The organism is Neolewinella marina (assembly GCF_002631205.1).
GTDB classification, from domain to species: domain Bacteria; phylum Bacteroidota; class Bacteroidia; order Chitinophagales; family Saprospiraceae; genus Neolewinella; species Neolewinella marina.
This window is the reverse complement of record NZ_PDLO01000003.1, coordinates 400,248-413,625: the sequence shown is the minus strand read 5'-3', so window position 1 is coordinate 413,625 and position 13,378 is coordinate 400,248. Positions and strand designations below refer to the sequence as shown.

10 protein-coding genes are annotated in these 13,378 nt (G+C 60.3%); 4 read left to right on the top strand and 6 right to left on the bottom strand.

Annotation, left to right across the window (positions count from 1 at the left end):
- Positions 1-95 precede the first annotated feature (95 nt).
- A complete protein-coding gene (locus tag CGL56_RS10185) occupies positions 96-1,439 on the bottom strand; it encodes a dihydroorotase (protein WP_099106431.1) in 1,344 nt (447 codons plus the stop codon).
- 185 nt (positions 1,440-1,624) lie between these two features.
- Here CGL56_RS10185 and CGL56_RS10180 point away from each other — a divergent pair, with 185 nt between their 5' ends.
- Together CGL56_RS10180 and CGL56_RS10175 are read left to right on the top strand one after the other, a co-directional pair.
- The gene (locus tag CGL56_RS10180) at positions 1,625-2,287 is read left to right on the top strand and encodes a hypothetical protein (protein ID WP_099106430.1); all 663 of its coding nucleotides are present in this window, start codon (positions 1,625-1,627) and stop codon (positions 2,285-2,287) included.
- 40 nt (positions 2,288-2,327) lie between these two features.
- Positions 2,328-2,969 carry a deoxynucleoside kinase gene (locus CGL56_RS10175; protein ID WP_099106429.1) on the top strand — a complete coding sequence of 214 codons (642 nt, stop codon included), beginning with the start codon at positions 2,328-2,330 and terminating at the stop codon, positions 2,967-2,969.
- A gap of 38 nt (positions 2,970-3,007) precedes the next feature.
- Here the strand turns inward: CGL56_RS10175 and CGL56_RS10170 are convergent, their stop codons facing one another.
- A complete protein-coding gene (locus tag CGL56_RS10170) occupies positions 3,008-5,977 on the bottom strand; it encodes a PEP/pyruvate-binding domain-containing protein (protein ID WP_099106428.1) in 2,970 nt (989 codons plus the stop codon).
- Positions 5,978-6,187: 210 nt separating this feature from the next.
- On the opposite strand from CGL56_RS10170, the gene CGL56_RS10165 reads away from it, so the two are divergent.
- Both CGL56_RS10165 and CGL56_RS10160 read left to right on the top strand, forming a co-directional pair.
- Positions 6,188-7,282 (top strand): endonuclease/exonuclease/phosphatase family protein, encoded by a 1,095-nt coding sequence (locus tag CGL56_RS10165; RefSeq protein WP_099106427.1) that lies wholly within the window; start codon positions 6,188-6,190, stop codon positions 7,280-7,282.
- A 93-nt stretch (positions 7,283-7,375) separates the two neighbouring features.
- Complete coding sequence (locus tag CGL56_RS10160; protein WP_143470679.1) at positions 7,376-8,218, top strand: S24 family peptidase; 843 nt, start codon at positions 7,376-7,378, stop codon at positions 8,216-8,218.
- Between the two features lie 35 nt (positions 8,219-8,253).
- Here CGL56_RS10160 and CGL56_RS10155 read toward each other — a convergent pair whose 3' ends face one another.
- The 4 genes from CGL56_RS10155 to CGL56_RS10140 all read right to left on the bottom strand — a co-directional run bounded on the left by CGL56_RS10155 (position 8,254) and on the right by CGL56_RS10140 (position 13,351).
- The gene (locus CGL56_RS10155; RefSeq protein ID WP_099106426.1) at positions 8,254-10,281 is read right to left on the bottom strand and encodes a T9SS type A sorting domain-containing protein; all 2,028 of its coding nucleotides are present in this window, start codon (positions 10,279-10,281) and stop codon (positions 8,254-8,256) included.
- Between the two features lie 285 nt (positions 10,282-10,566).
- Positions 10,567-10,989 (bottom strand): OsmC family protein, encoded by a 423-nt coding sequence (locus CGL56_RS10150; RefSeq protein WP_099106425.1) that lies wholly within the window; start codon positions 10,987-10,989, stop codon positions 10,567-10,569.
- Positions 10,986-11,483: a VOC family protein gene (locus CGL56_RS10145; protein WP_099106424.1), complete on the bottom strand. Its 498-nt coding sequence runs from the start codon at positions 11,481-11,483 to the stop codon at positions 10,986-10,988. The genes CGL56_RS10150 and CGL56_RS10145 overlap by 4 nt, the downstream gene beginning before the upstream one ends.
- Positions 11,484-11,569: 86 nt before the next feature.
- A complete protein-coding gene (locus CGL56_RS10140; protein ID WP_099106423.1) occupies positions 11,570-13,351 on the bottom strand; it encodes an acyl-CoA dehydrogenase in 1,782 nt (593 codons plus the stop codon).
- Positions 13,352-13,378 lie beyond the last annotated feature (27 nt).

Sequence of the window (13,378 nt, the reverse complement as noted above, 5' to 3'; positions counted from 1 at the left end):
ACGAATAGCCGGGACACCCCGGCACCGCTTTTTTTATTTGGTATCAGTAAGTTGGAACGAGCCCCGGCATCCTCTGGATGACCGGGGTTCTTTTTTTACCGGCGGAAGGCCAAGCGCTCCCCCCTTACCTCATCGCGTACCCGACCATCGGCGTACGCCAATTGCCCGCTCACGATGGTTTCCCTTACCCGGCCGCGCAGGGTCATCCCCTCCAGGGGCGACCACCCCACGTGGTACAGGATATTCTCGGGAGCCACCGTCCAGGTAGTCGCCGGATCGTAGATCACCACGTCGGCCCACATGCCCTCGTCCAGGTAGCCGCGCCGGTCGATCTGGAAACACACCGCCGGGGCATGACACATCTTTTCGACGATCTTTTCCACGCTGATCAGCCCTTGCTGCTCCAGCCGCATCATCAGGTCCAGGCTGTGTTGCACCAGGGGTAGTCCGCCGGGCGCCTGGAAGTAGTCTTCCTGCGCCTTCTCGGCGGCCGTATGGGGCGCGTGGTCGGTGGCCACCACGTCGAATCGATCGTCCAACAGGGCCGGCAGCAGGGCGGCCCGGTGGTGTTCGGCCTTGATGGCGGGGTTGCACTTGATGCGGTTGCCGAGGCGGTCGTAGTCGTCGGCGTTGAAAGTCAGGTGATGGACGCAGACCTCCGCCGTAATGCGCTTCTCTTCCAGCGGTATGTCGTTGCGGAAGAGGCCTACCTCATCGGCGGTGCTGATGTGCAGGATGTGCAGCCGGGCGTTGTGGCGGCGGGCCAGCTCGATGGCCAGGCTGCTGCTTTTCAGGCAGCCGGCCGCCGAGCGGATGTTCGGGTGCTCCTGCACCGGAATATGGTCACCGTATCGCTCGCGGGCCGCGGCGGCGTTGCGGCGGATGGTCTCCTCATCCTCGCAGTGGGTAGCGATGAGGAGAGGGATCTGGGAGAAGAGCGTTTCCAGGGTTCGCTCGTTGTCCACCAGCATATTGCCGGTACTGCTGCCCATGAAGATCTTGAGTCCGCAGACGGAAGCGGGATCAGTGCGCAGGGCCTCGTCGAGGTTGTCGTTGGAGGCCCCCATGTAGAAGCTGTAGTTGGCCACACTGGTGTTGGCCCCGATGCGGTACTTCTCGTCCAGCAGGAGCTGGGTGAGGGTGGAAGGCTTGGTATTCGGCATTTCCATGAAGGAGGTAGTGCCACCGGCCACCGCGGCGCGGGCCTCGGAGCCGATGTTGGCCTTGTGGGTCAGCCCCGGTTCCCGGAAGTGGACCTGGTCGTCGATGACCCCCGGCAGTACCAGGCAGCCGCTGGCGTCGATTTCCCGATCGACCCGGCGGTCGATGCTGCCTTCAACCCGGGTGATGAACCCATCTTCAATGAGCAGATCGGCTACCCGCCGTTGTCCCCGGTTGACAACCGTGCCGCCCTTGATCAAAATGCTTCCTTTCCGCATACCGCTTACTTTTTGGCCAATGTAAGGCACCCTCCGGCGAATTTAGGACCACCTTAATAGATTGCTCACAGATTTTAAGCTTTCCCGCTGCAACCTTTGGGCCTCGGCAAACGCCATTGCAACATCCGCTGTTCCTTCCCATGGGCGGGCCCGCGGGTGCCATGAACAGTTAAACCGCAATACCCATGAAGACGCTGTATACCCTCTTTTTCCTCCTCTTCGCCGTCGGCCTCTCGGCCCAGGACGTGGCCTACGCCAGCACGGCAGTTGCTCCCGCATACGCCTACCGCACCTCCGCCGCGCCAGCACTGGCCACCAAAGACTACAGCCTGCGCCGGGAAAAAACCCTGCTCGGCGACCTCGACCTGAGCGGCGCCTGGGGTGGCCCAACCTATAACTATTCCGCTACCGGTGACGACTGGTCGCTGGTACGCGGCGGTTTCGGCGGCCTCGAGTTTGGCAATAACGTGTTCCTCGGTTACGGCGGATGGAAGGCGCGCGAGTCCTTCACCACCGACGAAGCCCCGCTGATCGGCAGCCGTCCAGAGTATGATTTCCGCCACGGAGGCTTCATCATTGGCGTGACCCCGGGGGCCGACAACGTGATCCACCCCCGCTTTACCGCCATCGTCGGCCCGGGGCGGATCGACGTGGCCAACGAAGGCCGCGACCGCATGCTGGTCGGCCAGTTGATGGGCGGCGCCGAGCTGAACCTGTTCCAGTGGTTCCGCCTCGGCATCGAGGGCGGCTACCGCTTTGCCAGCGGCGTGGATTCCCAAGTAGTGACCGCCAAGGACGTCAGCGGCGCCGTCGTACAGATCGAAGCGCGATTCGGATGGAGCTGGTAATGCCGGTTTTCGCGGGCGGGTTTTCTACCTTTGCGGGTCTATGGAAAAATCGCCCTTCAAGCATATCGCAATCGCCGGGAACATCGGGGCCGGCAAGACTACCCTCTGTCGCCAGCTCGGCCAGCATTTCGGCTGGGAAGTTCACTACGAAAGTGCCGACAATAACCCCTACCTCAGCGACTTCTACAACGATATGAAGCGGTGGAGCTTTAACCTCCAGGTTTACTTCCTCCACAACCGCTACAAGCAGATCATCGACATCCAGACCGGAGACCACCCCGTCATCCAGGATCGGACCATCTACGAAGACGCCCACATCTTCGCCCCCAACCTCCACGGCATGGGGTTGATGACCGAACGGGATTTCGACAGCTACACCCAGTTGTTCCACACGATGACCAGCCGCATTAAGCCGCCGGATCTGCTGATCTACCTGCGGGCCGGCATCGGCACCCTGGTGGCCCACATCGAAAACCGCGGCCGCGACTACGAAGGCACCATGAGCCTCGACTACCTCAAGCAGCTCAACCGCCGGTACGAGGACTGGATCCGCGATTACCACGAGGGCAATATCCTCATCATCAACGTGGATGAAGTAGACTTCGTGAACAAGAAGGAAGACCTGGGCAAGGTCATCAATATGGTTGACGGCAAGCTACACGGCCTGTTCAAGGACGCCTGAGGCAATACGTCACCAGCCGCAAGAGCGGGGGAGGAAGGCTATTCCTCCCCCGCTTTCAGTTTGGAAGAGAGGTCGATGTAAACCCCCTCCCGCTTGGGCGGCGAGATGCTTTGGAGGTACTCCGAGCGCTGGGCGTTGTCGTTCTCCACGAAAGGACGGATCTGGAACAGCCAGATCTTGTCGTCCTTGAAGCCCAGCTCCACGTCGAAGGGCCCTTCGGTTTTCACCCCGGGCGCCTTGGGCATGATCTCTTCCACTTTCTGGCCCAGGGCGTATAGTTCCACGAGGTTTTCGCGGCTCAGGATGGCCTGGTCGAAGGATGCAGCTTCCATCACACTGCCGCCGCTAGCGGGCAGGCGACGGTGCATGCGTTCCCGGGCCGGGGCTTGAAGGATGAACCTGCCGGTGTGGTCCAGCAGGTAAGCTTCCGCCGCCTGCCCGTCAACCGCGCCGCCGGCGCCCCGGCTGAACGCCACCGTGATGTCGTCGTCGTGGCCGGTACTTACTCCCTTGGTGATCATGACACCGGAGTACTCCACGTCTACGCTGGGGATGATCAGGATACTGGGGAAGACGTTTTCCGGGTTCAGCAGGTATCGTTGCCGCCAGCGGTAGCTGCGCTCAGTGTAGGGGCTGGCCCATACCTCTTTGATGCCCTGGATAATGGCGTCCTCCGCCACTACGTTAAATACCGTCTTGTTCAGGCCGGCCCCGGTGAATTCATCCAGGTCCTCCATGTTGGTGTCCGAGCGGAGGAAGACGGGCACCTGCCCCAGGCCGCCCCCGAACTGCTGGCGAAATCCTTCCCGCAACTGGGCAATCAGCTTGTCCTCGATGCGAATCTGGCCAATGGCCTCCCGCAGGGTAGCCAGCTGGGCCAGGGTGTAGCGTTCTACTTCCGCCGGCGTAGCTCCGCTCGATTCCATCTCCGCGGCCCGGGCGAACCGGCTGTTCAGGAATTCCCAGTAGCTCACCCCGGCCGGCTGCCCGGGCATCTGCTGGTCAAGGTGCTCCCGGAAGATGCCAAAGGGAATGACCAGTCCGTTCACCACGTTTTCCGGGAACAGCTGCTTGAGCTGTCCCAGGTTGGCGGCCTTGGGGCCGGAGCGGACGCCACTATCCTTGCTGTTCACCTCGCTTAACTTGAGCACGTCGCGGGTGCCCAGGTCAATGCGGTCGACGGGTACGCGGATCTTTTCCTGGCTGCGCTCCCGGACGGCGAACAGGTTCTTTTCGGTTTCCGACATTTCACTGACGGGCTTCATCACCACGGACCCGGCATTGGATACTGCGTAGAACACCTCCTGCCCGTCGTAGGGCTTGAGCTGCTCGAACTGGCGGTCGGTGAGTACGGCGTTGGGTATGCCCAGGTTACGAGCCAGCAGCTGGACGTGGCTGACCATATTTCCCTCGCTGACCGTCAGGATGCCCCCTACGGGCTTGAGGTCGGCGGGCGGGCGGCTGAAGGCAAAGATATCGCGGTTGTTCACCTCCACGCCGTCTGGTGCCCCCTCGATGAGGTGGAGGATGCCCCGGGCGTAGCCCGGATTGAGTCCGCGGGCCTGGGCCTGGGCCTCGATGTCCATCAGGCGGTTTCCACTGTCGGTGTTGCGGGCCAGCCAGTCTCCGAGTTCGCCGACGGCCTGGCCGAGGGGCAGGAGAACGGAAGAGCGGATCTGGTCGTCGAGAAAGCCCAAAGCCTTCGGTTCAAACTCGGCGTAGCGCTCGACTACTTCCCCGTAGGTTACCCGGTTGGTGGCCGTACCCCACTCCACGAAGCGGCGGGCGTTGTCGAGGTAGGCGGTCATCATTTCCGGCCAGATATACTGGTAGCCCGGATCGGCAATGTTGGCCAGGGCGGCCTCGTACTCCCACAGTTCGATAAAGCCGGTGCCGGTGGCCGCCTCCCCGAGGTAGCAGATCTTTTCCATCTGCTCGCGGGCGGTTTCGGCTTCCCAGTTCACGGCCGCGCGGAAGATGAGGTCACTGAGCTCGTTCAGGACATCGATCAGCCGCAGCCGGTCCAGCGGTCGGCGCGACTGGGTGACCAGGTCGCGGCGAATCTGCAGCGTCAGGTCGGCCGCGGCGGTGAGGCGGCTGATGTCGTTTTCGCCGTTTTCCTGTCGTTGTTGCCGTTCGACGAAATCGGCCAAGCGGGCGCGCAGGGAATCTTCCCGCGGCAACTCCTTGAGCAGTTCACTGATGTTATCAAGGTCACTGCCTCCGTAGGCGGTACGGATATCGGTCACCAGCTGGCGGGCCGGAGTGGCCAGGCGGCGAGATTCGAGCTCCTGGGCGTGTTGCTCGATGAAGGCTTCCACGGCACCCGCGTCCGCGCCCTCCGGACGTCCGTGGATTTTGATGCGCAGGTCCATGAAGGCGGGGTATTTGTCGGCAATCTCCTTGCTAACCGCCCGAATCCGCTGGTTCAGGTCGGTATCGCCGCGGTGGGGAATGTCACGGGCGGCCTGTACGATGAGGTAGAAGTTCTCGCGTAGCACATCATCCTTGGCCAGCAACCAGCGGAAAAAGGCGCGGCCCCACTCTTCCTCATCCTCCACCTGGAAGGCGCCGCGGTAGTAGCGGGCCTGTTCGAGAATCCAGCCGTTGTCCACGGCCACCAGGTAGTTGTTGAGCTGGTACTGCTTCAGGCGGCTGTGGTCGTGGGCCGCGTCCCAGAAGTCGTCATACTTCGTATCGGCCAGAATCTGTCCGAAGAAGAGGTGATCCCGCCGCATCAGCTGCTTGATCTCCGGCCGGTAGTCGGCGTGCTGGTGGGCCTTGTCGTCGTTCGGACAGGGGTCGCGGGCCGCCCGCTGACTGCCGTCGGAACAGAACCAGAAGATGCCGCGGTACGGGCCGCGGCGGTCGTTGCGGTAGCTTTCAATGAGGGTGGCAATTTCTTCGGCTGAGGACTGGGCACCCAGGGGGGATGCGGCAAGTGTCCCCAAAAGGGCGATGATCAGCAAGAACAGGGCGCGATCGGGCGACCGGAAATGAAAGGGCATGTAAGGGAGTTTATTCGGCAAGGCAGTGGTTGGTGGCCGGCAACTACAAGAAGAACCGGTCAAACAAAAGGCAAGTGGCGGGCGGTAAGCCCCCCGACAAGGTCTAATACGCAAGGTATTCGGGCCACGTTCAAAGGTAAGCCCGATATCTGCCCCACCGGTGTGAACATTGTTACATGAAGGTATCTTCTAAACCAAACCTTACTGGAAGTGATAGCACTGCGCATCTTGGCTTATGTACTCGGAACCATCGGCGTGCTGGGCACCCTGCTACCCTTTCTTAAATACGACGACTGGTGGATCCGGGGCTTCGACTACCCACGGCAGCAACTGATCTTCATCCTCTTTCTGGCCGCGATCTGCTGGGTACTCTCTAATCCGCAGAACACCACCTTGAATGTTGCAATTAGTGTAATCCTGGTGGTGGCCGCTTTATACCAGGCCTACCGGATCTACCCCTACACCTCTCTTCATAATAAGGATGCCCTAGACGCTCAGATTCTCGACAAACCGGAAGGCCACCTTAGCCTGTTAATGAGCAACGTGTTGCAGACCAACACCCGCACCGACTTGGTGATTAGCATGGTGCAAGATGCGGATCCAGATATCCTGCTGACGGTGGAAACCAATAAATGGTGGGAGGAAAAGCTGCTGGAAGGACTGGGTGACACCTACCCCCACCGGGTCATGGTTCCCCTCGAAAACCTTTACGGTATGCACCTGTGGAGCAAGATCGAACTAATCGACCCCCAGGTCAAGTACCGTATCAAGGATGACATTCCCAGTATTGAAACGGCCATCGTGCTGGAGAACGGACGAAGGGTCGACCTCTATTTCCTTCATCCCATGCCCCCCAGCCCCACGGAGGCCTACGCCAGTACCGGCCGCGACGCGGAGCTCTCGCTCGTAGGACTGGAGATAAAGGAAAAGCCAAACCGCACGGTCGTCGTGGCCGGCGACATGAACGACGTGGCCTGGTCCCACTCCTCCCGTCTCTTCCAGCGGCTGAGCGGACTACTCGACCCCCGCCGCGGTCGGGGACTTTTCTCTACCTTTCACGCCGAACACCGGCTGCTACGCTGGCCGCTCGACCACGTGTTCCACAGCAGTGACCTCACAGTCATCGATCTGCAACGGCTGCCCTACGTGGGCTCCGATCATTTCCCCGTACTGATCAAGCTCAGCTACGAACCCCAGCAGGACGAAAACCAGGGAGAAACGCCGGAAGGGGACGACCTGGAAGAAGCCAAGGAAACCATTGAGAAGGGCAAACGGCAGGAGGACGACGCCATTCTCAAGGAATAATTATTCGCAAAAAAGTGTCATTATTTCTTAACGTCACTGCGTGAGCTATGCCGTCTTGAAGTATCTTTGACCCCGCCCTAAACCAATTGCTCTATGAAAAATGTTGTTTCTCAGCGCTTTATCAAGTGTCACGATAAGCTCAAAGCCGAGAAACGCATCCGCTCCAGCCGGGCCTTTGCCCTTTCGCTGGACTATCTGCCCCAGTCGCTGAGTGAGATCCTCAAGGGAAGGCGCGACGTAACCATCGAACTGCTGCGGCAGGCCATCAACAAGTACAAGCTCAATCCGGTCTACCTATTCACCGGTGATGGTCCGATGTTCATGACCGAGGAGAGCAACCAGAACTTCCGGGTGCTGACCACCATCACCACTCCGGACGCCGACGAGTTGATCGTCCACGTGCCCCTGCCCGCCCAGTCGGTCTACGCCGGGGAACTCAGTGACCCCTCCTTCGTGGAGAGCCTGCCTACCTACAGCCTGCCCGACTACAAGTACAAGGTGGGTACCCACCGCAGCTTCGACGTACCGGGCAACAGCATGGAGCCCACCCTCTTCGAAGGCGACAAGGTGGTGTGCGCCTTTCTGGAACCCACTCTCTGGGAAAGCGGCATCAAGGACAACTACGCCTACGTGATCGTCACCCGCAGCGACGTAGTGGTCAAGCGCGTACGCAACTACCTCGGCAGCAGCAAGGAACTGGAGGTCATCTCCGACAACTCCTTCTACGAAACCTACCGCATCCCCCTGGCCGACCTGCGGGAAATCTGGTACGTCCGGGCCCGGATCACCCCCTTCCTGCCCTCCCCCCAGAACATCCAGCGGTACGTCCACCAGGAAATGGTGGAGCTGAAGGCCACCATCGCCCAGCAGGGCAAGCTCATCGACCGCCTGGGCGTCTCCGTGGAGAAGGCACTCAGCGGACAGAACAGGGGCTGATCGCAACCCAGCGGGCGCGGACGCGGGTGCCAGAACTACCGGACCAAGAGCCGGGTCCAATCCGCAGCGTCGGCTCCCGCCAGCCGGAGGGTGTACAGCCCCGCGGGCAATTCACCGGTCTGCAGCCGCCAGTTCCCGGAAGGCGACACCGTCACCCTGCGGACCAGGCGCCCCCTGCCCGAGTAAACATTCAGCGACCGGCATTGTCCGGAGTCAACTGCTCCGCTGACCACGCTTCCGCGGGCCACGGGATTGGGAAAAACCTTTACCGCTCCCCTACCCGCTTCGGCAAGGATGGAGCGCACTGGAGAATACTCAAAAGTCCCGTCCGCGTCCACCTGCCGCAGGCGGTAGAACTGGCGGCCAGGCAACGGACGCTCATCAATGAAGGCGTAATTGCGTGGGCTGCGGGTCGTCCCTGCCCCCGCTACTGCGCCGATCGCACTGAAGGTATTACCGTCCGCCGACCGCTCGACGGTGAAATAGGCATTGTTGGTTTCGGTGGTGGTGGTCCAGTTCAGCTGAACCCCACGGGGCGTTTCCTCCAGCCGGAAGTCTGCCCAACGTACCGGTGCCGCGGCCGCGCAGCCGGCGCTTACGCAATTGTTGCGAATAGCCGCCTTGTCGGCGCAGTTCCCGCTGTTGCTGCTTACCGCTACGGCCGGATTGTAGGTGTCGAAAGCGGCTCCATCCACCGCTACCTGGCAGGGCAGCTGGCAGCAATCGCCCAGTACGCCGTTGTTGGTGATCTGCAGGGCATTGTCCAGCACCACCAGTGAGGCGAAATCATCCAGGTTGTCCATCCCGTCGTTGCCGTCGAAGGTCAAAAATGCCGCCCGCTCCAGGCTTTGGAAACCCGTCAATCCACTCACCGGCTGGGTGTCCACGATGGCGGAAGTTGGGGTGAGGGCGTCGTTGTTCTGTATGGTGACACCGCCAGTCACGGTGGTTAGGTTTCTTAAGGGGTGGGTTTCGGTGAGGCTGCTATTCCCGACGATTTGAAGGGCGCTAGCTAAGGCGGTTGTCCCTTCAAAGTTCAGCAGTAAACTCACTTGGGGATTATTGGAGTAAACCAGAGAGTTCGTCACATTTAATTCTTGACCGCCTGTAATGCGCAGTTTGTTGTTTCCGGCAATACTGATATCTGCAACCTCGATTGCTCCCGTTCCATCAAATATCCGCGAGATGTTCGTTAGGGACGCATTGTCATTGATAGTTATTGAATTCATACCAGTGACCAGCGTAAGATCTCTCCCAACATTTGAAAGAGTACTATTATCAGTTATCGTCAGGACATCCGATATGGTAGCTGAAATTCCGGCAATACTCGTAAGTACTTGATTGAACTCCACCACCAATTCCGTCAGGGTGAAGTTGGCGCCGCCGCTCACGCCGGCGGAGAGTCCGTCGAGGGTGGTGAGGTTGTCGTTGCCGCGGATGATGAGGCTGGAACCGATGGAGGCTACGGCCGGCAGGTTGTCCAGGTTGACGAGGTCGTCGAGTTCGTTGAGCCGCATTTGCCCGCCGATGGTAGCGAGTAGCGGTCCGTCGAAATAATCCAGTTGGGGCAGGTGGGTGAGGTTGAAGTCGCCACCCGTTTGGGTCAGCGCCGGGAAGCTGGCGGTGGCCAGGTTGGGCACCTGCTGCATGAGGAGGTTGCCGCTAACCGTGGTCAGGGCCGGGAGGCTTACCGATTGTAAACCCGTCACGGTGGCGGGGTCGCCGGATCCGATCTGGAGGTTTCCGACGGAAGTCAGTGAGGTAAGGCCCCCCAGGGGATTTCCGGCACCCGCGGTATCATCGGCGCCCCAATCGGTCAGGCTCAGGCTGCCCGTTACCGTAGTGAGCGCCGAAAGATTGGACAGGTCGGTAATGGTGCCGGTAGCCTGTATGGTCAAGCTGCCTGCGACTTCGGTATAGGGAGTACCGCCGCTGTCAAAGGCATCCACTTCAGTCTGGGTGGTTAGCAGGACGTCTCCCGTGTAAGTCTGGGCACCGGCCAGAAAGGGGATGGTTGCATAAAGGGATAGGAAAAGGCATGCGAGGAGTGTGTTCCGACGCATCGGAATTCCGGGTAGAACAGTCATGAATAAAGGTGTGATAGCTTTACAGGCGACCTCGAATCAAGCGGTGCGAGGGCCTGATGAAGAATACGCGCGTAGGGTCAGTACCGTCCGTCGGACAGCTAGGCGATAGTCGTGACCGGGCCGGACATTATCGCCCGGTTACACGACACGCTCAAATCCCGTTTGCGCAGGATACACCATATAAATGTCCGAACCACACCCCATAATATGCAGTTCCCCAAATTTAATATCGCATTTATCCGTTACAACAGATAAATCAGATTACTCCACTTTGTGGATGGAGTGCTCCCAAGTGATGTTTATGCCCCCCGCCTTCAGCATGAGGGATACGCTGCAAAGTTTTTCCATGCTAAGCCGACAGGCGCGTTCGACCTTCTTTTCTTCCAGGTTGCCGTACAGGTGATAGTGCACGTGGATGTCGGTGAAGACCCGGGGCTCGGTGTCCACGCGTTGGCCTTCTACGGACACCTTGATGTCGTGCAGGTCCTGCCGCTGCTTTTTCAGCAGCAGGACGATGTCGATGCTTGAGCAGCTGGCTACGGCCGACAGTACGAGCTGCATGGGCCGCATGCCCTTGCCCTGTCCGCCAATGTCGGGGCTGCCGTCGGTGATGACGGTCAGGCCCTCGTCGTTGGAGGTTTCAAAGAGAAAGGCGTTGTCAATTCGGTTAAGTTCTACTTTCATTTCTTGGCGCGGTTGGTTTCCCACATCTTGCGGTTGTCGTTTACTTCGATCCAGTAGCCGTCGGGATCCTGGATATATACCTGCTGTACGCCGTCGGGGCGCGTATTGCTCTGCATGGGTTCGCCGCGCCAGGTCTCAAAGGGGACGTTGATCTTCCGGAGGTGGGCTACGAAGGCATCGAAGTCGGCCATGGCGATGCAGAGGTGTACGCCTTTGGTGGTCTTCACATCGACGGTATCGGTTTCGATGATGTGGAGTGCCATTCCCTCCCCGAGGGAGAACCATACCCGCCGGTCGTTTCCGGTACCGTTGAAGACGGTGTCCAGGGCAAATACCCGCTGGTAAAAGTCAGCGCTCTGCTGGAGGTCATCGACGTTTATCGCGTAATGGTCGAAGCTCGCCCGGAAAGGACCGTTCTCGGTACCGAAGGGTGTCATTTTGGGGGAACAGGAGAAGGCGACCCAGCAGGTGGCCAGGAGGAACAGGTAGCGCATGTGACTTTAGTTTCGGGGTAAGATAGCCCTCCGCCGAGCAATTGGTCCGCAGAAAGGCAGCGGAAAAATCGATTGTCCTTACCGGACTACATCAGCAGTTCAGGATCGGTATCGAGGGTAATGCGGTTCGCTGCCAGCAGGGTCCGCCGCAAGCCCGCGGTGCGGGTAAAGACGTAGCTGAAAAAATAGCGGGCGGTTTGCAGCTTCGAGCGGTAGAAATTTTGCTCAGCCTGGTTTTCGCCGGCATCGAGGGTGCGTTCGGCGGCGTTGGCCTGCCGGAGCCACATCCAGCCGATGACGTGGAGCCCGAAATACTCCAGAAAGATGGTGGCGTCGGCCAGGAACACGCGGGGATCCTCCTTCCGGGCCAGCTGCATGAGGTGCTGGAGGACCTGTTGCATTTCTTCCAGCCCCTTCCCGAGCGCCGCCCCCAGGGCAGCGGTCTGACCGGTTGCGCCGGTGATTTCCGACTGGATTTCCTCGGCGAGGTACACCACCGCCTTGCCGTTCTCCATCATCACCTTGCGGCCCAGGAGGTCGAGGCCGTGGATGGTGGTGGTACCCTCGTAAATGGAGTTCACGCGGATGTCGCGGAAGAGCTGTTCCACCGGGTGGTCGTCGGTGTACCCGGCTCCCCCCATGACCTGCATGGCCAGACTTACCGATTCGTTGCCGTACTCGCTGGGAAAGCTTTTGGCGATCGGGGTCAGCAACTCCAGCAGCAGGTGGCTGCGGTCGTCGCCCCGGGCGGTGTGGAGGTCCTGGTACAGGCTACACTGCAGCAGGAGGGCAATACTGCCCTCGACCACCGCCTTCTGGAACAGCAGCATGCGGCGCACGTCGGCGTGTTCGATGATGGGCACCTGGGGAGCGTTGACGTCCTTGTTGCCGGGGTGGCGGCCCTGTGAGCGTTCGCGGGCGTATTTGAGGCTGGCGTAGTAAGCCGCGGAGGCCGCCCCGGTGGCCATGATGCCCGTCCCGATCCGGGCCTCGTTCATCATCAGGAACATATGGTTCAGGCCGCGCAGCTCCTCTCCAACCAGGAATCCCCGGGTGGTACCTTGCTCTCCGAACATGAGGTGGGCCGCCACGTAGCCTTTCTGCCCCATCTTGCCGTAGATGCCGGCCGTGGTGACGTGGTTGTCGATGAGGCCACCATCGGGGCCGGGCAGGTATTTGGGTACTACGAACAGGCTGACGCCCTTCACCCCTTTCGGGCCGTCCTTCTTGCGGGCCAGCATCAGGTGTATGACATTCTCCGCTTCGGTATGGTCGCCGCCACTGATGTAGATCTTTTGTCCGTAGATGTGGTAGCTCCCGTCTTCCTGTTCCTCGTAGTAGGAGGTGATGTCGCTCAGCGAGCTGCCCGCCTGGGGTTCGGTGAGGGCCATGGTGCCCTGCCAATCTCCGGCGGCCATCTTGGCCAGGTAGGTGTCCTTGAGTTCCTGGGTACCGAATTCCAGGATCAGATTGGCCGCTCCCTTGGTCAGCAGGCCGTAGGCGGCCAGGTTACCGTTGGCCGACTGGAAGACCAGGGTGCCGGCGTTCAGCACCGTGAGTGGCATGCGCTGACCCTCGTACGCCTCATCCCAGGCGGCGCTGAGCCAGCCGCTGCCGCCCATGGCCCGCAGTCCCTCCCCCACCTCGGGCAGCACGTGCACCTTTCCGTCGGCAAAGTAGGCCTTGTCGCGGTCCATCCGCGTGTACACCGGGTGGAGGTACTGGTCGGCCAGTTGCCCGGCGGCGTCCAGACTGAAATCGATGGCTTCCCGGTCGAAATCGCCGAACCGATCGCCGCGGCGGATTGCCTCCAGATCGAGCACTTCGTGGAGGATAAACCGGAGGTTACGGAGGGAAATGTACTGCATACGGTAAAGATATGAATTCATTGCACC